We start from the raw sequence: 19,557 nt of genomic DNA on the forward strand, positions 1-19,557 counted from the left end.
TTAAACAACGGAGGGTGCCATCAGCTGATGGTGGCAAACACGCGCGTGCAATTGCGGCCTTGGTCTTTAGCGCGATAAAGAGCTTCGTCTGCGCGCGCTAGCCATTGCCCTGAGCCTTCGCCAGCGCGGTGAAGTGCAACGCCACAGCTGGTAGTCACCGCCACTGAATGCTCTCCGCAATCAATTTTTAAGGCTGCAATGGCTGATCGAACGCGCTCGGCGACATCTACTGCAGAATACTGATCGGTATGGGGCAACAGCACCGCAAATTCTTCGCCGCCAAACCGGTACACGCTGTCGGAGCTGCGCACGGCAGATGCCAGCGTTTCTGTCACGCGCCTTAGCACAAGGTCGCCTACCACATGCCCACAGTTGTCGTTTACCGCTTTGAAGTGATCGAGGTCGCACAGGATCAGCGAGTAAGTCTCGTTGTGACGGCCGGTTAGTAGCTGGGCTTTTTGCAAGGCTTCTTCCATGGCGCGTTTGTTGCCAATCCCGGTCAGTGAGTCGGTCAACGATGCCTGCTCCATAGCACTGAACCGACAAGCGTTGCGCAGCGAGCATATTGCCGCGCCAATCAGCATCTCAACGGCTTGCAACTCATCGTTACTGAAGCGCTTATGCCGATGCAGCGACAAGGTGCCAAAATTCTCGTCCTCCAGATTCAGACGGTACTCGCAGCGGTGAGGGCCACCCATGCCAGTGGTAAACACAAACTCTTGGCGCGCCATCTGGTGGCGGTATTGAAAGGCATCAAAATGAACAACCTGCACCATTTCTTCTGCCAGCATGGTCAGCTGTGCGTCCAGCTTCAGGGTGGCTGAAAGTCGGCGTACCAAGCGGTTGAGAATACCCGGTTCACTGTTCCATTCCTCAAAACTTTGGCGCAGCTCTGCCAGTTTTTGTTGCTGTGGCGCTGTAAGTGGGAAAGGCGATATGTGTTTCACGGTGGCTCAACTCACTCTGTCGTTAGGTGGCAGTTTGCACACTGGGTAGCTGACAAGGTAAATGCAGGTATTATGCCTGTTTTATAAAATGTATATAAATCAGTATTTTGAGAATTATTTTTGGAGTTCCCTTTTAGTTTTAAGGCTATTATTGGATTTTTGTCAAAAAATCGGCAGGCGCACCTTGGTGGGTTCCGGTGTGTTAAGCTGAAGTCTTATCCAGCGATGTCATCATAATTCGAGCTTCATAGTCTATGCGGTTGAAATCCATAAAGTTGTCAGGGTTCAAGTCGTTTGTGGACGCGACCACGGTAGCATTTCCGTCAAATATGACAGCGGTTGTGGGGCCAAACGGCTGTGGCAAATCCAACATCATAGATGCTGTGCGATGGGTCTTGGGTGAAAGTTCAGCCAAGTATCTGCGCGGCGAGTCCATGACTGATGTGATATTCAACGGCTCGAGCGCGCGCAAACCAGTGGGTCAGGCCGCGATTGAGCTGGTGTTCGACAATCACAATGGTTCGGCACCGGGTGAATTCGCCCAATACAGTGAAATTTCTGTGCGCCGCCGGGTTTCCCGCCAGAGCCAATCTGATTACTTCCTTAATGGCACCAAGTGCCGCCGCCGCGATATTACCGATCTGTTTCTTGGTACAGGCCTTGGGCCGCGCAGCTACGCCATCATTGAGCAGGGCATGATTTCCCGGTTGATTGAAGCCAAGCCTGAGGAACTCAGGATTTATATAGAGGAAGCTGCGGGCATATCCAAGTACAAGGAGCGCCGCCGTGAAACCGAAAACCGCATTCGCCGCACCCAAGAAAATCTTGAGCGCCTGAGCGATGTACGCGCCGAGCTCGGCCGGCAACTTCAGCACCTGGAGCAGCAAGCGGTTGCCGCTGAAAAGTACAAAACCTTCAAACAAAACGAGCGTTGCAAAAAAGCCGAACTTACCGTGTTGCGCTGGCAACACTTAAACACCGAGCTGCAATCCTGGCATGGGCGTATTCGTGATACCGAATTGCAACTGGAAAAGCACCTGACCGGGCGTATTCGACTGGATACCGAGCTCGAAAGTTTGCGCACAGAACATCAGCAGCGCAATGAGCAGTTTAACCGTACCCAAGCGCGCTATTACGAAGCTGGGGCAGATGTCGCGCGGCTTGAACAAAGTTTGCAGAATAGCCGCGACCGCAGCCGCCAGGCCAGTCTGGAAGTTGATCAGGCACTGGCCAGCGAACGCGAGCTGGGCAGTGAGCTGGAGCAAGACAACGACAAACTTGCAGCGTTTGAAGAAGAACTGGCCATGCTTGAGCCAGAGCAGGAAGAGTTAAGCCTGCGGGCAGAAACCTCTGGTGAGCAGCTCCATAACACCGAACACGCCATGGCCGACTGGCAGCAACGCTGGGACGATTTCAGCGCTCGTTCGGCAGACGCGCACCGCCAGGCCGATTTGGCACAATCGAGCATCCGCGCCCTGGACACCGCCATAGAGCAACTGCGGCTACGGGATCAACGGCTGCAGCAGGAGCGCCAAACTCTGCAGCAGCAGTTGGATCACGAAACACTGGGTGAGCAGCGCGAACTGCAGGCTAGGGTTAGCCTGAAGCGCGAAGGCGCGCAGCAAATTATTGAAGATAGCCAACAGCAGTTGCAACAACTGCGTTCACAGCAGCAGCAGGCCGAGCAGCATCAAAATCAGCAGCGCCAGCAGGTTCAACGCCTGGAAGCCACGCTTGAGTCCCAGCAGCAACTGCTGGCAGAGCAGCTAGGCCATAACAACGGTGCGCTGCAACACTGGCTGGACCAACACCAGCTGACACAAACACCACGGCTTGCAGCTGCTCTGGATATTGATGAAGGTTGGGAATTTGCAACCGAACAGGTGCTTGGTCGCCTGTCCCAGAGCTTGGTGTTACCTCAGCTCTCAGCACAACTGGCGCTGCTTGACGACGCTCCCGCCGGTGCTGCTCTGTTGTCTGCCGATGCTGCACCGGCGGAGTTGCCAGGTGCCACTAGCCTGGCCGCCAGGGTGCGCGGTAATGCGGCTATTATTGATGCGTTGGCGAATATTCTGGTGGCAGACAGCCTTCAGCAAGCGCAGCAACAGCAGCGCCAGCTGCAGCACGGACAGAGTGTGATAACGCAGCAAGGGGTATGGATGGGCCGCCACTGGGTATTAATGCCGGCAGCCGATGCCAGCCAGACCGGGGTGATCGAGCGTCAAAAAACCGTACTGAGCTTGGAAGCACAGCTAGAGCTGGCGCAGCGAAGGCTCGAGCTGGCAGAAACCAACAGCGTGGATGCAAGTCAGGCGCTGGAACGAACAGAACAGAAGCGCGAGCAAGCCCGCCGCGAACTGACCGAGGCAGATCAGCACCTGGGCACCATTGCCGCTCAGCTTGGTGCCCTGCAAGCCCGGAGCGAGCAGATAACCCAGCGTTTGAATCAGATTGACGCTGACGCCGCAGAGCTAGAGTTGGATCGTGAGCACCAGCATCAGGAGCTGGAGTGCGCGCGGGAAGAATGGCAGCAGGGGCTAGAGGCAACAGAGGAACACGACGAACACAAAGAGCAGTTGCTGGCGCAACGTGACGGACTGCGCGAGAAACTCGATCAGCTGCGCCAGCAGGCCCGCCATGAGCGCGACCAGGCTCACCAATTGCAGCTTACGCTGCAAAGCCTGAACAGCCAGCGCGACGGCTTGCGACAGACCATCAGTCGCGCGCATCTGCAACAGCAAAGAGTGGATGAACGCCTGGAGCTGTTGCGGCAGTCTCGCGAGCAGGCGGAAGAACCTTTAGAAGACCTTCAACTAGAGCTGGAGGGCTTGCTAGAACGTCGGCTTGCCGAAGAAGGCACGCTATCCGAGGCCCGTGAGGGTCTAGAAAATCTGGACCGTCGGGTGCGCGAGGCCGATCAGGGCCGCAGCGGCACCGAGCAACAGATCCAGCAGGTGCGCGCCACGCTAGAAACACTGAAAATGGAATGTCAGGCGCTGGAGATTCGCGCGGGTAACCATTTGGAGCAGCTGAGCGAGTTGAACATCACTTTGCGCGCTGTGCTCGAACAGCTGGACGATTCTGCCAATGAGCAGGAATGGACTGAGGAACTGGAAAAGATCGCCGGTCGGATACAACGTTTGGGCGCCATTAACCTGGCGGCTATTGACGAGTTTCAGGTGCAGAGCGAGCGTAAAACCTATCTCGATAGCCAACACGAAGACCTGACCGAAGCGCTGGAAATCCTGGATGGCGCCATTCGCAAGATCGATCGCGAAACCCGTCAGCGCTTTAAAGAGACCTTTGACCGGGTTAATGAAGGTCTGCAGGGCTTGTTCCCCAAAGTTTTTGGCGGCGGACACGCCAGCCTGGAGCTAACAGGCGAGGATTTGCTGGAAACCGGTGTTACCATCATGGCGCGGCCCCCGGGCAAGAAAAATAGCACCATTCACCTGTTATCCGGGGGTGAGAAAGCGCTGACCGCCATCGCCCTGGTGTTCGCAATATTTCAGCTTAATCCGGCGCCTTTTTGCATGCTGGACGAAGTGGACGCTCCGCTTGATGATGCCAATGTGGGCCGTTACGTGAATTTGGTGAAAGAGATGTCAAAGCAGGTGCAGTTTATTTACATTACGCACAATAAAATCGCCATGGAGCAGGCTGATCAGTTGATGGGTGTGACCATGCACGAGCCGGGTTGCTCGCGACTTGTTACAGTAGACGTAGAGGCCGCTGCCGCGCTGGCCGAGGCTTGATTGGGCCGCGAGTATGACAATCCGGCCATAAGCCGGGGTTATGCGTTGTATTACGCGGGTTCAATTTTTATAGTACCCACTTTGATAGCATCAAATTTACCAGTACCGGTTTTGATAGCAACAACATTCTTCGATCCGCAAACAGGACAGCAGCACTATGTCACCACTTAGGGAGTGGCTAATCGCCATCGGTACCCTGGTTATTATTGGTATTGTCATTGATGGCATTCGGCGCATGCGCCGCGCGCGCAAAGAGTCGTCGGCTATTTCCTCTGGCATGGGCGCTGACAACCTGCGGGATTCGCCGCTGGACGAGCATTTCAACCCGGAACTGCCATCAGGTGGTGCTCGAACCATTTCCCGCGACGAGCTGGGCCAGGATCGCACGTCCAAGAAAAGATCACGGACATCGCGCCAGGTGCAAAAACCAACTCGGCCGGTGATTGCCGCTGGCCGCAACAAAAGCTCTGAACCTGCAACAGAGGCAACAGCCAAAACTCATTCGGCGTTTGTTACCGCTGCTGATAGCACCGAAGTTGATAGCACCGAAGCAGATCGCGACAGCAGCGAATTTACCGAAGCGCCGCTGAGTGGCTTGCACGATCAATGGGAACCCGAGCCTTTCAGCGCAGACGTAGACAGCACCAATAGCCTTGAAAGTGATTATCCTGATACCCGCTACGCCGATGAAGACGAAGACCCACCTGTCATTGCGAAGGCCGAGCCTAAGCCCAAACCCAAACCAGCGCCTTTGCCCCGCGACCCGTCTCAGCCTTTGCCGGGTGCTAACCGCCCTCCTGCCAAAGAAGTGATTGTCATCAACGTACTGGCCCGCACCGGTGAGGAGTTTCAAGGCCCGGCTCTGCAGCGGCTGCTGGAAGCTTGTGGCCTGCTATACGGTGATATGGACATCTACCATCGCCACGAAACCACCGATACCACAAGCCCTGTGCAGTTCAGCGTAGCCAGCGCGGTTGAGCCTGGCACCTTCAGGCCCGCAGAGATTGCGGCTCTGAGTACGCCTGGCATCAGCTTTTTTATGAGCCTGCCAGGGCCGGAGAATGCCCTGCAGGCGTTCAACTTTATGTACGAAACAGCGCAAGCTGTCGTGCGTAATCTTGGAGGTGAACTGAAAGACGAACGCCGCAGTGTGATGACATCACAGACCGCCGAGCACTGCCGCCAGCGCATCCGCGAATTCGAGCGCAAGCAACATTCAAAACGGGATTAACATGAGCTCAGTCAGCACCAGCGTGCGCGACCGGGTTGACCAGCTGCGTACAACCATTACCGATCACAACCATCATTATTACGTGCTCGATGATCCACAAGTGCCCGACGCCGAATACGATCGGTTGTTTCGTGAATTGCAGGCCCTAGAAGCCGAACATCCGGAACTGGCGACGGCAACGTCGCCGACCCAGCGTGTAGGCTCCGCGGTAGAAACCAGCTTTGCGGAAGTGACCCACCGTATCCCCATGTTGTCTTTGGATAACGCCTTCAGCGCCGACGAGTTGCGGGATTTCGACCGCCGTGTGCGCGAGCGGTTAGATGCACAGAGCGCTATTGAATACGTGTGCGAACCCAAGCTCGACGGCCTGGCGGTCAGTCTGCATTATCAGAACGGCGAGCTGGTCCAAGCTGCTACCCGCGGCGACGGTTACACAGGTGAAGACATTACTGCCAACATACGCACCATTGCGTCTGTGCCTCTTACCCTGCGGGGCGGAGATTTGCCACAAACCGTAGAGGTGAGAGGCGAGGTGTACATGCCCCGCGCCGGTTTCGACCGGCTGAACCAGCGACTGGCCGGGCGCGGTGAGAAAACCTTCGTAAATCCCCGTAACGCCGCAGCCGGCAGTCTGCGCCAGAAAAAATCCAGCGTGACCGCCAGGCGCCCCTTGGAGATGTGCGCTTACAGCGTAGCGGTTACTGACGAGTCAGCGCTGCCGCCCACACACTGGGAAGGTTTGCAGCAGGTCAGCGAGTGGGGCTTTCGCATTAACCCTGAAATGTCTCTCGCCAGCGGGGCCGATCAGTGCCTTGAGGCCTACGAGGCATTGATGGCCAAACGCGACAGCCTGCCTTATGAAATAGACGGCATTGTGTTCAAGGTAAATCGTCTGGATCTTCAGCAGCAGTTAGGCTTTGTCAGCCGCGCGCCGCGCTGGGCGATTGCGCAAAAGTTTCCGGCTCAGGAAGAGTTGACGGTGGTTGAAAGCGTGGAATTTCAGGTCGGCCGCACTGGCGCTATTACGCCCGTGGCGCGCTTGAAGCCGGTGTTTGTCGGTGGTGTTACGGTATCCAACGCAACCTTGCACAATATGGACGAAGTGCGGCGGTTGGATTTGCACATCGGCGACACCGTGTTTATCCGCCGCGCCGGTGACGTTATCCCGAAAGTGGTCAAAGTGGTTCAGGATAAACGGTCCGCCGATGCCGGGGTAATAGAGCTTCCGGCGCAATGCCCGGCGTGCGGTTCAGACGTTGTACAGATTGAAGGCGAAGTGATTGCCCGTTGTTCTGGTGGTCTGTTTTGCCCGGCCCAGCGCAAAGAAGCCATCCGCCATTACGCCTCACGTAAAGCCCTCGACATAGAAGGCCTGGGTGACAAGTGGGTGGACATTCTGGTGGACAGCGAAAAAGTTGAAACCATTGCCGATCTGTATCGGCTGCGCAAAGCAGACCTAATCGGGCTGGAGCGCATGGGCGACAAGTCTGCCAGTAATTTGATTGCTGCCATTGACGCCTCCCGCCAGCCGTTGTTGTGGCGGTTTCTCTACGCCCTGGGTATTCGCGAGGTGGGCGAGGCTACAGCCAAAGGCCTTGCCGGCTACTTTGGCAATCTGGAGGCGATTGCCGAAGCCGATGAAAACGCCCTGCAAGCGGTGTCCGACGTTGGGCCCATTGTGGCCGGGCACCTACACAGTTTTTTTGAGCAGCCTCATAATCAGGAAATTCTGCAGAATTTGAAGCAGGCCGGCGTCATCTGGCAAACCCAGGAAATTACCGCGGCCAGTATGCCTCTGCATGGTCAAACCTGGGTACTGACCGGCACTATGGAGCAGGTGACCCGCGACCAGGCAAAACAAAAACTGGAAGGTTTGGGTGCAAAAGTGGCCGGCAGCGTGTCGAAAAAGACGGCGTGCGTGGTGGCCGGTGAAGCGGCGGGCTCCAAACTGACCAAAGCACAGCAGTTAGGCGTTGAGGTTTTGAGTGAGCAGGGTCTACTAGACCTGCTGCGCGGGCATGGCTTAGAGGTCTGATTGCGCTTGATCGCATCAAATGACAGGGTTGTTGCTACTGGCCGTCAGACGTCAGCTTGGTAACTGCCTGAATCGGCATAAAGACGCAGATAGTCGATGCTGGTAACGATACCCATTGGCTCGCCAGCGGTATCAATAATCAGGGCTGCATCCAGCTGGTGTGCCAGCATCAGTCGCGCTAGCTGATGTGCATCGGTTTCCGGAAAAGCGGTTAAGAATGCCGGCAGCTCGATAGTTGCCAGGCTTTGATCTGCAGCCTTGCCCGGGAACTCGTTGGCCCAAGCCAACAGCCAGAGTTCGTCGACCATGCCTGCAATGATGTTGTTGCCCACCGTAACCGCTAAGTGGCGAGTTTGGTTCTCCTCCATGGCGACCAGTGCCTCCGCTAGAGTGGCTGTTGCCAGTACCGACGCTACGCCCGACACACACATAGTCGACACCGGCAAGTAGGCGCGATGTTCTATAGGTTCGCCGGCGGTACTGCGGCCATACTGCTGGGCTTTACGTTTGCCAGCCTGCACCCCGGCCTGGAATTCTGCGTCCGTTGTTTCGCTGTACTCCGGGTTTATTTTTGCGCTTTCGGCCACCTCGCTCACGTCTCCCACTCGGCGATTGCGAAATATTTCTGGCAGGCGCGTTCCTATTGGCCGGCCTGGTTCACTAACGTGGATAGACATGGGCGTTTCCCTTATTCCTGCTGTAAAACGCGCTCGACACGGAGCCTGTGTGCCAATGCATGGGGTAGGGCAGCTGGCTGGCTACACATGCGATCAGCCAGGTATTCTGCCAACAGCGGTGCGTAGGTCAGGCCCTTACTGCCCAGACCGGTGAACATCCAGGCGCCGGCATTAGTCTTCATGCTTTGCGTGGCGAAGACGCCTGCCACCGGTTGATAATCGTGGGTGGTGCAGCGAAACGCCACCCGCCCTTGTAAGTTTTCCGCCGTCACAGCCGGGTGTTCTGTGTTCAGGATGCCCGGTAGCAAGCTGTCGAGTTCTGTCAAATTTTCCTGATGGCTGGCGGTGGTTGGCAGCGGGTTGCCATCGCGTAGGTCGAATGTGGCGCCGGTTACCGCTATGCCGTCGTGCTGTGGATTTAAATAGCGTGAACCACAAATAACGGCGCTGGGCGAGGTGATTGCAGCCGCTGGTAAATGACTGACTTGCCCGCGGATGGGTTTCAGACGCAGGCGCTCGCCAGGTGCCAGCCAGGCCTGGGGTAAGAGTTCGGGGGTTTGTGCACCCGCGCAGATAACCAATTGATCGGACTCTAGATTAAGGATTTGATCGGACCCCGCCGTCGCATTGCTCTGGCGCGCACTGATTTGCCATAGGCGGTCGCTTTGGGCCATGCCTGTGACCCTGCAGTGGGGGTGCACTGTAATCAACGGGTGTTGCACCAGGGCCTGGCACAATTGCGACGGCGCCAGCCATCCGCCCTGGGGAAACCAGAGCCCGCCGCGATGAACCGTCACACCCACCAAGTCACTGGCCTGTTGCGCCGTCACCGGATACAGCACGCCGGTGGGGTAGTGATTGCGGGCCAAAAATTTATGCTGGCGTTGTTGTTCGTGGTCGTTAAAGGCTAGTTGTAACAGGCCTGTAGCGTGAAAAAAAGGCGCTTGACCGGTGCTGCTCTGGTACGTTTGAAACTGCTGATAGAAACGCTCTGCGAACAGCAGTGCAGACAGCGATAGCGCCGTTTGCGGCGAGTAGTCCACCCCCAGCTTGGCGTAAAGCGCACCCTGCCTATTGCCCGAAGCGGCCTGGCCTGGCGTCAGTGAATCCAGTATCTGTACCGACACCCCGCGCTCTGCCAGATTGCGCGCCAGGCAGGCACCGGCAATGCCGGCGCCGATAATCACCACGGAACCCGGGCGGGATGCTGGCTGTGAATCGGGTTTGTTCAGGTCGTGCCAGGCGTCGCCTTGCGGGCCGAAGTGCAGTGTCAGGCGCACTTGCCCATCCGCAAATACCAAACGGTGCAGGCCCGCCACGGCGGGTGGCCAGGCTTGCACCAGCTGTTCGCTGAATTGGGCCAGTTGCGGCCAGAGTGAGACTGCACGCTCGAGATCGTCGCGGCTAAGGGGGTGCTGCTGATGGGCAACAAAATGCAGAACGCTGCCCGGCTCAGGGCGTTGAACGATCCAATTCTGCCAACAGGTCAGAAAGTCCAGCCCGACGTCGAATTCGGCCTCGGCAAAGACCGTCTGGTGAAAGTGTGCGACTCGCTCAACGAGCTGAATCTGAACGTGCTCCGGGCTGAGCGCATCATACATCCGACTACTGGCGCCGTTTAAGTAAAGGCCACCATTTTTCAGCCAGGTTACTTCAGCATGAGCAAGGGCCGGCCCGATCATTGATCACTGGAATTAACAATCGACATGCTTTCAATCGTAACCGCCTGAAGCGGAACATCATTCATGCCCTGGCGTGACCCGGTTTGTACATTGGCAATGGCATCAATAACGCCCATACCGGAAACAACCTTGCCAAAGACCGCGTAACCAGCACTGCGCGAGTTGGGGTTAAGGAAGTCGTTATCGGTCAGGTTGACAAAAAATTGGGCGGTTGCCGAATCCGGCGCATTGGTGCGCGCCATGGCAAGGGTGCCACGCAGGTTTGGCAGGGAGCCGGTGGCCTCGTTACGGATGGGCGGCCGGGTTTCCTTGCGCTGCAGCTGTTCGGTAAACCCACCGCCTTGAATCATGAACCCTGGAATTACCCGATGAAATACGGTGTCATCATAATAACTCGAACGCACGTATTCCAGAAAATTGGCCACTGTGTCCGGTGCGACGTCTGGCCTCAACTGAAGTGTAAATTGGCCTTCGGAGGTGATGACATCCACTTTGACCAGATCCTGATTGCTGAATTCGCTGGCGCTATCATCAGCGTTAGCGGTGCCCACCAGAGCGCAGGTTGCGGTCAGAACGGAAAAGCAAAATGCAGGAAAAAAACGTTTTACAGCGGGCATGCTCTGGCTACCTTTGCAGATTGCGATTAAAAAATGTGATTTAAAGCACGGCAGAGAAGCGGAACAGGCTATTAACGCTTCAGGCGCTGGCCAGAATAGTACTGGATGACACTGCCGTATGCTGGCCACCAGCGCCGTAGAGTTTTTGCCGGCTGCTAGCACCGCGAACTATATCACTTAATCTGGCCAGGCGTTTTTGCATGTGGGCCATTACCCGGCCGTTGTTCTGGTTTAGTTGCTGGCACTGGGTCAGTGCCTGATCGGCCTGTTGCCAAAGCTGGTGAAGCTCGGTCAAGCCAGCAGCGGCAATAAAGCGGGAAGGATTGCCGCTCTCAGGACGAAAGCCCATAGCAACCAAAGCGTGAATCTTGAGCTTGGCGCGTTCGCGAATTTGCTCCAGCTGGGCGTTCTTTTCGTCAGTCAGTGCCTGCAACTGTTTCATGTCAGAGGTGGACAGCAGTTCTTTTTCATCGCGCAAAAGATCCGCCATAGCAGACAACTGGCGGATATCCTGCGCAAGAAGGTGTTTCAGATCATCAATAGCGGCCATAATTTATTCACCCGAATATGCTTTTATCCATATCAAGCATTTTCTGGGCCAATTGTTGAGCGTCTACCTTGTAACTGCCATCTTCCAGGGCGCTGCGAATCTGAGAGATCCGCTCATCGTCCATTTCCGGGAAGTCGCCCAGTTTCTGCTCTAGCTGTTTAAGATCGCGGGCCTGAGTGCTCAAATTAACATTCTCACCGCGGGCCTGCGTGCTTTGGGCTGCGGCCTTCTCTGCCGTTGCGGTTTTGGCCGCGTTGCCGGCTTTATCGGCGGTGGGGCGCTGGGTGTTGATTTGGCTTTGGTTGATTCCATTGAAGTCAACGGACATGTTGGTACCTGCTGTATTGGGTGCTGCGCCGGTCGAGGCGCAAAATATGGCCTATGACTGAGTAACGGCGGCGGTCAAAAAAGCTTTAACATATTTTTACAAAAAAATGGCCGGCTAGTTTTTGCCGCTGGTGTTTTGGCGGCAAGGGCTTCTGTGGTGTAACGGCAAGGATGTGCCGAAAAGTGCAGAAAAAGCGCCGCCTGGCTTTCCGTTGGCTTCTTACATCGGAATCAGCACCTGGCCAGGCGCGGTCACCCGCCCTTTGATGGTTCGTGAAGACTGCAGGTTTTCCACCAACACCTGCTCACCAATCGCCGCATTGGCCAGGGCCTTTCCGCGCGAACGCACGGTGAAAGAACCGCTGCTGGCGGTGATCATAACATGGTCGCCACGCTCCACGGCATCGGGTGCCGCAAGTAGATTCGGGGTAATCAGCGAGCCACTGTTAATGGGCCGGCGAACTTCCATGCCGATGATTGATTGCGCTTCGACAATGGTCCCACGGCGGCTGGCATTCACCACAACGGTCCGCTGGCTTAACATATCGGCGCGAAGGCGCTCGCCGCGGGCGAGTGGGCGGCTAGCCACCAAAGCCGGTCCGCGAATGTCTACGGTAGCACCCAGATACATGCGCCATGGTCGCTCGCCGCTGCACTCGATTAACATAGAGGGCTGGCCGGACTTCCAGGGATCACCGTTGAAATGAACGTTCAGCGGACCACTGCAGGCAGCCAATGACAATCTGGGGTCGGGTTTTGCGCTTTCATAGCTGACTTCATAGCCTGCAGCGGCCTGTTCTGTGGCAAACTGTTGCAAAAACAGATTAGCCGCAGTGTGAATGTCATGTGCGGTAGAGTTTGCCAGCGCAAACGAGCTTAGGCATAGGCCGAGCAGGGCAATGACAAGAGTGTGTTTGCGCATAATATAAAAGCGTCCTGTTTTGCCGGTGTGTTGGTAAAGCCTGCTGTGCTGCGCAAAAATAATTCCGGTGGCATCACGATTTGCGGGCACTGGCCGTTAAACCTGACATGCGATAGCGATATTTTGGCGCATGTCAGAAAAATTGCTCTTTCAAGACTCTTAAGAAAGCAAAAACTGTGCCGGTTAGCCCGGCCGTCGGGAGAAAGAACTATGGCAGGTGTATTGGACAGCGTGAACCAGCGTACGCAGATGGTCGGGAAAAACCGGCTGGAGTTGCTATTGTTTCGGCTCCGCGGGCGCCAGGTGTATGGCATTAACGTGTTTAAGGTAAAAGAGGTGTTGCAGTGCCCTAAGCTGTTCAGCATTCCCAGCAGCCTACCGGTGGTTCGCGGCGTGGCGTACACACGCGGCGCGACTATTCCGATTATTGATCTGGCGATGGCGATTGGCATGCCGGCCATCCCTCAAGAAGATCTGGCCACCAGTTTTGTGATCATTACCGAGTACAATCGCAAAACCCAAGGCTTTCTGGTGAGTGGCGTGGAAGGCATTGTGAATATGAACTGGGAAGATATTCTGCCACCGCCTAAAGGCGCAGGCCGCGATGTGTACCTGACAGCCGTCACCAAAATTGACGACAAGCTGGTTGAAATCATTGATGTAGAGAAAGTTCTTTCGGAAGTGGCTCCACTGAAGGAAGACGTTGGTGAAGGTGTTCTCAGCCGCAGTGCCGAGAGGGTTCAAGGCCATCTTCCGGTGTTGGTGGTGGACGACTCGAATGTGGCCCGGCGGCAGATCGAGCGTTGCCTGAAAGCCATAGGCATGGACGCTGTTATCCACAATGACGGCAAGCAGGCTCTGGACTATCTGGTGGAGATCACCGCCGACGGCTCCAAAGCGACAGATCATCATTCGATGATGATTTCCGACGTTGAAATGCCTGAAATGGACGGCTATACACTGGTTGCGCGTTGTAAGGAAAATCCGCTGATCAGCGAGCTGTATATTATGCTGCATACGTCCCTGAGCGGGGTGTTTAACAAAGCGATGGTTCAGAAAGTGGGGGCGGACGATTTTATGGCGAAATTCAGTCCGGACGAACTGGCCGAGCGGGTTATGGATATTATTGATGGAAAATAAACGTGTTACGTCACAGGCCATTAGAATCGAGAACGCATGAAATCTGAAATTACTCATCAGGAATACGCGGCGTTCAAAACCTTTCTGCAGGACGCATCCGGCATTCTGCTGGGTGACAATAAACAGTATCTGGTGAAAAGCCGGCTACGCCGGATTTTGGAAGACAATCAGCTTGTCTCTCTTGGGGAGTTACTTGATCGCCTGAAGCGTCCGGGCCGCAATAATCTGAGCGAGGTGGTTATAGACGCTATGACCACCAACGAAACTCTATGGTTTCGGGATAATCATCCGTTCCGCATTTTGCAGGATATTTTGTTGCCTGAGTTTGCTGACCGTAAGATGCCGCAGCCGTTACGCATCTGGTCGGCGGCCTGCTCTACCGGGCAGGAACCGTATTCCACTGCAATGGTGATCGAAGAGTATCGCCGCTTGCGGCCGGGGCGCCTGCGTGACGTGAAGATTGTCGCCACCGACATTTCCAAAACGGTGCTGGATGCGGCGCGTCGTGGCGAATATGAAACTATTGCTATTGGTCGGGGCTTGTCGCCGGAGCGGCAAAAACAGTTTTTTACCGCTGCTGCCAACGGCCGTTGGCAGATCAAACCACAGATAAAAGCGATGGTGGAGTATAAGGAAATCAACTTATTAGAGCGGTATCTTCTAGGCAAGTTTGATATCGCCATGTGCCGCAACGTGCTGATCTATTTCTCCGCGGAGCACAAGCGCGACATTCTTACCCGTATTCACGCGTCCTTGAACCCAGGCGGCTATCTTATACTGGGTGCATCGGAATCCCTCACCGGATTAGCGGACCTGTACGAAATGGTCCAGTGCAGTCCGGGTATTATCTACCGAAAAAAATAAACTATGCCATTGAATGTCTGGGTGTTAATCGCGGCGCAAGCGATGGCCATGTGTACGGCGCCATTTATTGTGTTTATTGGCAGTATTCAGGGCCGGGCGCTGGCCGGGAGCCCTGAATACGCGACCTTGCCGGTTGCGCTCGTGGTGGTGGGTACGGTGTTGTCCATCAAGCCCGCCACCTGGCTTATGGCTCGCGTCGGGCGCAAGCCCGTGATGCTTTTGGGCACGGTTATGGGCACGGTTGCTGCTGGAGTGGGTGCGCTGGCTTCCTGGCAAGGTGCTTTTGCCCTTTTGTGTCTAGCGGCGGTACTTGGCGGCAGCGGGCTTGCGGTGGTGCATCAGTACCGCTTCGCCGCTATGGAATCTGTTCCCCCAAAACTGGCCAGCACTGCAGCGGCCCGCGTTCTGTTAGGTGGATTGGTTGCGGCCTGGGTCGGTCCGGAAATTGCCTCGATTGGTGGTGACGATCCGCTGCACCCGTTTCTGACCAGCTGGCTGGGACTGGCAGCGGTTCAGCTTGCGGCCATGATCATATTGGTGCTCGGTTACCGCAGCAGTGGCGAACTACCGCGACCGGTGCATGAAGGCGGTGGTCGGCCGATGCGTGAAATTCTTGCAAATCCGGTGATATGGGTTGCTATTAGCGCTGCTGCGGTGGGTTACGCGACTATGAGCTTCATTATGACGGCAACGCCCTTAAGCATGACCGAAATTGCAGGGCACCCCCTGAATGATGCCAAGCGTGTTATACAGTTGCACATTATGGCTATGTACTTGCCATCCCTAATAAGCGGCTGGTTGATTCGAGTGGTAGGCATAGGGCGCATGATGTTAGCGGGTATGGTTGCCTATCTGATCTGCATTGCCCTGGCGGTCAGCGGCGTCAGCTTTCATCATTACTTGGGTGCATTGATTTTACTGGGGATAGGCTGGAATTTTTTATTCGTGGGTGGTACCAGTTTGTTGCCGCAAGGCTATAGCGACTCCGAGCGTTTCCGCGTTCAGGGCCTGAATGACATGATGGTTTTTGGCTTTCAGGCCGTTGCGTCCATGTCAGCCGGTCTGGCCTTAAGCTCCCTCGGCTGGGCCGGCCTGTTGCTGCTTGCGATCCCACTTTTACTGTTGCACTCTGGGCTTATGCTTTTTTGGTACTTGCGCAGCAATTCAACGGTCACGCAACCGCACTGATACGGCTACTCTTCGCTAACTATCTACCCATATCCGCAAGGAGTGACCATTACCATGTACGACTTACGCAAACTCATTATCGCACCGCTGTTATTGATGGTGGGTGCCTGCACCGGCGTGCCTGAGGGTATCCAGCCGGTAAACAGCTTTGATACCGAACGTTATCTGGGTACCTGGTACGAAATTGCCCGGCTTGATCATTCTTTCGAGCAAGGTTTAAGCCGGGTAACTGCCAAGTATGAAAAGCAGGACGACGGAAGCCTGAAAGTGATCAACCGCGGTTACAATGACGAAAAAAGCGAATGGAAAGAAGCTGAGGGTCGGGCGGTCTTCGTAAATGAAGACACAGACGGCCACCTGAAAGTGTCCTTCTTCGGCCCCTTCTATGCGTCGTACGTTATTTTTGAGCTGGATGACCAATACCAGCAGGCCTACATCACCAGCTACAATCGGGATTATTTGTGGTTTCTGTCACGCAGCCCGACGGTTAGCGATGAGGCCATGGCCGAGTTCAGAAAAACAGCCCTGGCCGCAGGATTCGATCTGCAAGAGCTGATCTTGGTGGATCACAGCGCTGTTAATTAACTTGCTTGCTCAACAGGCAAGTGGCCGGTTTTTACCCAAATAATCGTCTCTTGATCGACAAAAGGATGATGTTGGCTCAGATGAGGGCTTCTAATCCAGGTTTCCTGGGGATACCGCCCGTTCTCGTCACAAAACTCTCCTGAAATAACATAGATTTCTTCCCCACCAAAATGCCGGTGGGGCTGGAAGCGTTCGTTAGCCGGCCATTTCACCAGTGCCACATGCTCGTGCTCGAATTCGTGCAGGGGCATGACTTCCAGCCCACCGATTCCGGGAAGCCAGGGAGTTTTCCGGGTATTGATTCGCACCGGAGTGCGGTCGCGCTTGTCGAACTGATGCAATTTTACCAACAGGGTGCAGCCAGGCTCGCTAAAAGGCGCGTGACCCGTGCCCGGCGGATTGCGCAGATAGGTACCTGCCGGGTAATCGCCGGTTTCATCCGAAAACACGCCTTCGAGCACCAGTATTTCCTCGCCCAGTGGGTGCTCATGGCGGCTGAACGACGCACCGGGCTTATAGCGAACAATACTGGTAGCGTGGCCGCGCTCCGCCTCTTCTCTGGCCAATGGCTTTCTGTCCACACCACCTGAGGGGCTGGCAAGCCATTCCTGTTCACCGGTATGAACTACAACCCGGCTGGCAAAATCCATATTTAGCATTGTTGACCTCTTTACTGGTGAAAACGTGATTTTTAAATACGCTGCCCGGCTATGAATGGATGGCTGGGTTTCATGCCTACTTAATCAACCGCTGCACATCTTTGAAGGCCGCGTTTTTACAGTGTCGCATCCACTCGAACGCGACCATTTCAACGGTAACTATGTTTGCGCCGCAAGCGCTGAGCCGGTCAATGGCGACATCCCGATCAAATTCTTTACGCGACCCTGTAGCATCTGCCACAACCCAGAGCGAGTAGCCGGCATCCATCAGGCTAAGTGCCGTTTGCATCATGCACACATGGGCTTCGCAGCCGGCAATAATAATATGTGGCCGGCACCGGCCTTCCGGTAGCGCCTCGAGCAGGCCATCTGAGCAGGCATCGAAGTGGTGTTTGGCCAGGGTAAGGTGGCAAAGCTCCTTAACCGTTTCCAGGTTTGGCCCCAGTTTTTCTGGCAACTGTTCCGTGGCTAAAACCGGCACGTTCAACAGGCCAGCAATCTTAGCGAGCGTGACACACTGGCTGACGACATCCTGCCCGTTGGCAATTGCTGGCATCAGCTTTTCCTGAAGATCGATTAGCAACAGGGTCGAGTGTTCAGATCGCATCAACATTAGTTATTCGCCTCGAAGTTTTGCGGCTTTTGGTTTCAAGGTAGTTGCCAAGCGCCGATAAAACCATTAAAGTCTGCGCCCTCGAATCGGTGATCATCTTGCTGATTCGACTCTGTTTTAGGAGAGGTGGCCGAGTGGCTGAAGGCGCACGCCTGGAAAGTGTGTAAACGTTAATAGCGTTTCGAGGGTTCGAATCCCTCTCTCTCCGCCATATTAAACCCCTGATTTTCTTAAATAAATTCAGGGGTTTTTTTTTGTTTGGGCCTAATTTGGGCCTAAGTTGAGATTTCACTGTCCGCTACTGTCCACAATAAAACCAAGTTGTTGAGAGATTTTTGCTGCCATTTTTGGTGAGTCGTCCGGAATCCATTTAGCGTAGTGCTTTTTCACCATGCTGGTGTCAGAGTGGCCCAGCTGCCTCGAAATCCATTCCAAACTCACATAATTCGACCTAATTACGCATAAGAGTCAGCCATCTTTAGCAGCCTATAGGGCATAGGCGGTGTCCGGGCTGCGACTGTGAGGAACCGCGGAAGCATGGCTTTGAGATCGTAGCGCCGATTGAAGCGGTATTCGAACTCAGCGAGGTAGCGAGGGGCATGCTGCTCCCGGATAGCGTGGTAAGTGCCAGTGATCGCGTTCTTAACGTTGCCGAGCAGGGTGTTGACCCAGTTGAACTCAGGATTTTCCACGCTGGCACGACCGCCTCCGGTGATGTGGCGCTCGTGGACGCAGGTGGCCGTGTCAAAGGCCCGGAAACAGTTGAGACCATCGCTGACAACGTGGCTTCCGGGCGCAATGGCCTGTTGGCTATAGCGACGCACCTCGGCCAGGGTAAAGCCACTCACACGGCGAAGCTGAACCCGCATCGGGTGGCCCTCGCTATTAGTTTGTACCGCAGCGACAAAGGGGAATTTATGCTCGGCACCACGACCTGGTTTTCCTGACCGTTAGCCGCCCAGATAGGCGTCATCAATCTCGATGCGGCCGCTGAGCCTCTCTCCCTGGTTGCGATCGTACATGACCTGCAGCACCTTGTGTTTGAGCTTCCAGGCCGTGTTATAAGTGACACCGAGATCCCGAGACAGCTGCAATGCCGAGAGACCGCTCTTACGCTGGGTCAGCAGATAAATGGCCAGGAACCAGGTGGTCAACGGCAGGTGAGTCGCATGAAAGAGAGTGCCGGCGGTCAGTGACGTCTGATGATGACAGCGATGGCACTGGTAATGCCCCCTCGATAGCCGGCAGCCGGTAGCATTGCCGCAGTCAGGGCACACAAATCCCTTGGGCCAGCGGTGCTGAAAAAGGGCTTCCTGGCACTGTGCTTCTGTGCCGTATTGCTTGAGAAAAGCCGGCAACGACAGGCCGGGCTGGAACTGAATTGGGTTACGTGCCATGAGATTGCCTCCTGTACTGTATATAATCAGTGTATGCCAAAATGGCGGCAGCGTGGCTGATTAACGTGAGTAATCAGAAAACTCTTTGGCCTGCTATGGATTCTTTTGTAGAAAAAATAGTAGATTACGGATTAAGTGTAAAAAAAGTGTGTTGAGTGTAAAAAAAGTGGGCTTACAGGGCAGGCAAGCATAAACATGCAATTTTGATTTTGTGTTTATGCACCCGTTCATGGATGGCGATGGTCACCTGTCGCGATCTCTGTAGCATTGCATCGCAAATAATCAGTCAGGCTCGATATCACCATCGCTTTTCAAGTGACCAGTGATCGTATGTCTCATCATGACCTTGCTGAAATAGAACTCTGCCT

At 55.1% G+C, this 19,557-nt stretch carries 16 protein-coding genes, 1 tRNA gene and 1 pseudogene; 8 read left to right on the top strand and 10 right to left on the bottom strand.

Going from position 1 to position 19,557, the window contains the following annotated elements:
* Nucleotides 1–20 precede the first annotated feature (20 nt).
* On the bottom strand, nt 21–947 hold the full coding sequence (locus ATG98_RS16915) for a GGDEF domain-containing protein (protein WP_098423903.1): 927 nt from the start codon (nt 945–947) through the stop codon (nt 21–23).
* 254 nt (nt 948–1,201) lie between these two features.
* Here ATG98_RS16915 and smc point away from each other — a divergent pair, with 254 nt between their 5' ends.
* From smc to ligA, 3 genes are all read left to right on the top strand, one after another.
* Nucleotides 1,202–4,702 carry a chromosome segregation protein SMC gene (smc, locus tag ATG98_RS16920; RefSeq protein ID WP_098423904.1) on the top strand — a complete coding sequence of 1,167 codons (3,501 nt, stop codon included), beginning with the start codon at nt 1,202–1,204 and terminating at the stop codon, nt 4,700–4,702.
* Nucleotides 4,703–4,859: 157 nt separating this feature from the next.
* Entirely contained in the window at nt 4,860–5,933 is a 1,074-nt protein-coding gene (gene zipA, locus ATG98_RS16925) for a cell division protein ZipA (RefSeq protein WP_098423905.1), read from the top strand.
* Between the two features lies 1 nt (nt 5,934).
* On the top strand, nt 5,935–7,968 hold the full coding sequence (ligA, locus tag ATG98_RS16930) for an NAD-dependent DNA ligase LigA (RefSeq protein ID WP_098423906.1): 2,034 nt from the start codon (nt 5,935–5,937) through the stop codon (nt 7,966–7,968).
* A 44-nt stretch (nt 7,969–8,012) separates the two neighbouring features.
* Here the strand turns inward: ligA and ATG98_RS16935 are convergent, their stop codons facing one another.
* The 6 genes from ATG98_RS16935 to flgA form a co-directional block, all read right to left on the bottom strand.
* Nucleotides 8,013–8,645: a CBS domain-containing protein gene (locus ATG98_RS16935; protein ID WP_098423907.1), complete on the bottom strand. Its 633-nt coding sequence runs from the start codon at nt 8,643–8,645 to the stop codon at nt 8,013–8,015.
* Between the two features lie 11 nt (nt 8,646–8,656).
* Nucleotides 8,657–10,246, bottom strand: a complete 1,590-nt coding sequence (gene mnmC, locus ATG98_RS16940) for an FAD-dependent 5-carboxymethylaminomethyl-2-thiouridine(34) oxidoreductase MnmC (protein ID WP_228706179.1) — start codon at nt 10,244–10,246, stop codon at nt 8,657–8,659.
* Between the two features lie 77 nt (nt 10,247–10,323).
* Nucleotides 10,324–10,944, bottom strand: a complete 621-nt coding sequence (locus ATG98_RS16945; RefSeq protein ID WP_098423909.1) for a peptidylprolyl isomerase — start codon at nt 10,942–10,944, stop codon at nt 10,324–10,326.
* A 79-nt stretch (nt 10,945–11,023) separates the two neighbouring features.
* Nucleotides 11,024–11,494: a flagella synthesis protein FlgN gene (locus ATG98_RS16950; protein ID WP_098418274.1), complete on the bottom strand. Its 471-nt coding sequence runs from the start codon at nt 11,492–11,494 to the stop codon at nt 11,024–11,026.
* 7 nt (nt 11,495–11,501) lie between these two features.
* Complete coding sequence (gene flgM, locus ATG98_RS16955) at nt 11,502–11,822, bottom strand: flagellar biosynthesis anti-sigma factor FlgM (RefSeq protein ID WP_098418275.1); 321 nt, start codon at nt 11,820–11,822, stop codon at nt 11,502–11,504.
* A gap of 219 nt (nt 11,823–12,041) precedes the next feature.
* Nucleotides 12,042–12,743, bottom strand: a complete 702-nt coding sequence (flgA, locus tag ATG98_RS16960; RefSeq protein WP_098421630.1) for a flagellar basal body P-ring formation chaperone FlgA — start codon at nt 12,741–12,743, stop codon at nt 12,042–12,044.
* A 210-nt stretch (nt 12,744–12,953) separates the two neighbouring features.
* Between flgA and ATG98_RS16965 the strand changes: the two genes are divergently transcribed.
* From ATG98_RS16965 to ATG98_RS16980, 4 genes are read left to right on the top strand one after another with little or no spacing between them, the layout of a single operon-like run.
* The gene (locus tag ATG98_RS16965; RefSeq protein ID WP_098423910.1) at nt 12,954–13,883 is read left to right on the top strand and encodes a chemotaxis protein CheV; all 930 of its coding nucleotides are present in this window, start codon (nt 12,954–12,956) and stop codon (nt 13,881–13,883) included.
* A gap of 36 nt (nt 13,884–13,919) precedes the next feature.
* Nucleotides 13,920–14,747, top strand: coding sequence for a CheR family methyltransferase (locus ATG98_RS16970; protein ID WP_098423911.1), 828 nt, complete (start codon nt 13,920–13,922; stop codon nt 14,745–14,747).
* Between the two features lie 3 nt (nt 14,748–14,750).
* On the top strand, nt 14,751–15,935 hold the full coding sequence (locus ATG98_RS16975; protein WP_098418278.1) for an MFS transporter: 1,185 nt from the start codon (nt 14,751–14,753) through the stop codon (nt 15,933–15,935).
* Between the two features lie 54 nt (nt 15,936–15,989).
* Entirely contained in the window at nt 15,990–16,520 is a 531-nt protein-coding gene (locus ATG98_RS16980) for a lipocalin family protein (protein WP_098418279.1), read from the top strand.
* On the opposite strand, the gene ATG98_RS16985 is transcribed toward ATG98_RS16980, so the two are convergent.
* Together ATG98_RS16985 and ATG98_RS16990 are read right to left on the bottom strand one after the other, a co-directional pair.
* Nucleotides 16,517–17,179 carry a cupin domain-containing protein gene (locus ATG98_RS16985; RefSeq protein ID WP_098418280.1) on the bottom strand — a complete coding sequence of 221 codons (663 nt, stop codon included), beginning with the start codon at nt 17,177–17,179 and terminating at the stop codon, nt 16,517–16,519. The genes ATG98_RS16980 and ATG98_RS16985 overlap by 4 nt on opposite strands.
* Nucleotides 17,180–17,255: 76 nt before the next feature.
* On the bottom strand, nt 17,256–17,792 hold the full coding sequence (locus ATG98_RS16990) for an isochorismatase family protein (RefSeq protein ID WP_098418281.1): 537 nt from the start codon (nt 17,790–17,792) through the stop codon (nt 17,256–17,258).
* Between the two features lie 120 nt (nt 17,793–17,912).
* On the opposite strand from ATG98_RS16990, the gene ATG98_RS16995 reads away from it, so the two are divergent.
* Nucleotides 17,913–18,003 (top strand) — tRNA-Ser (locus ATG98_RS16995).
* A 244-nt stretch (nt 18,004–18,247) separates the two neighbouring features.
* Here the strand turns inward: ATG98_RS16995 and ATG98_RS17000 are convergent.
* Nucleotides 18,248–19,189 (bottom strand): annotated as a pseudogene (locus ATG98_RS17000) (IS1595 family transposase).
* Nucleotides 19,190–19,557 lie beyond the last annotated feature (368 nt).

The organism is Marinobacter sp. LV10R520-4, from assembly GCF_002563815.1.
GTDB lineage: Bacteria > Pseudomonadota > Gammaproteobacteria > Pseudomonadales > Oleiphilaceae > Marinobacter.

Coding starts and splice junctions, on each gene's coding strand:
- mnmC (WP_228706179.1), bottom strand. CDS start 10,246: ATGTATGATGCGCTCAGCCCGGAGCACGTTCAGATTCAGCTCGTTGAG.
- ATG98_RS16950 (WP_098418274.1), bottom strand. CDS start 11,494: ATGGCCGCTATTGATGATCTGAAACACCTTCTTGCGCAGGATATCCGC.
- ATG98_RS16990 (WP_098418281.1), bottom strand. CDS start 17,792: ATGTTGATGCGATCTGAACACTCGACCCTGTTGCTAATCGATCTTCAG.
- flgM (WP_098418275.1), bottom strand. CDS start 11,822: ATGTCCGTTGACTTCAATGGAATCAACCAAAGCCAAATCAACACCCAG.
- ATG98_RS16970 (WP_098423911.1), top strand. CDS start 13,920: ATGAAATCTGAAATTACTCATCAGGAATACGCGGCGTTCAAAACCTTT.
- ATG98_RS16945 (WP_098423909.1), bottom strand. CDS start 10,944: ATGCCCGCTGTAAAACGTTTTTTTCCTGCATTTTGCTTTTCCGTTCTG.
- ATG98_RS16985 (WP_098418280.1), bottom strand. CDS start 17,179: ATGCTAAATATGGATTTTGCCAGCCGGGTTGTAGTTCATACCGGTGAA.
- ATG98_RS16935 (WP_098423907.1), bottom strand. CDS start 8,645: ATGTCTATCCACGTTAGTGAACCAGGCCGGCCAATAGGAACGCGCCTG.
- ATG98_RS16980 (WP_098418279.1), top strand. CDS start 15,990: ATGTACGACTTACGCAAACTCATTATCGCACCGCTGTTATTGATGGTG.
- ATG98_RS16975 (WP_098418278.1), top strand. CDS start 14,751: ATGCCATTGAATGTCTGGGTGTTAATCGCGGCGCAAGCGATGGCCATG.
- ATG98_RS16965 (WP_098423910.1), top strand. CDS start 12,954: ATGGCAGGTGTATTGGACAGCGTGAACCAGCGTACGCAGATGGTCGGG.
- flgA (WP_098421630.1), bottom strand. CDS start 12,743: ATGCGCAAACACACTCTTGTCATTGCCCTGCTCGGCCTATGCCTAAGC.
- smc (WP_098423904.1), top strand. CDS start 1,202: ATGCGGTTGAAATCCATAAAGTTGTCAGGGTTCAAGTCGTTTGTGGAC.
- ligA (WP_098423906.1), top strand. CDS start 5,935: ATGAGCTCAGTCAGCACCAGCGTGCGCGACCGGGTTGACCAGCTGCGT.
- zipA (WP_098423905.1), top strand. CDS start 4,860: ATGTCACCACTTAGGGAGTGGCTAATCGCCATCGGTACCCTGGTTATT.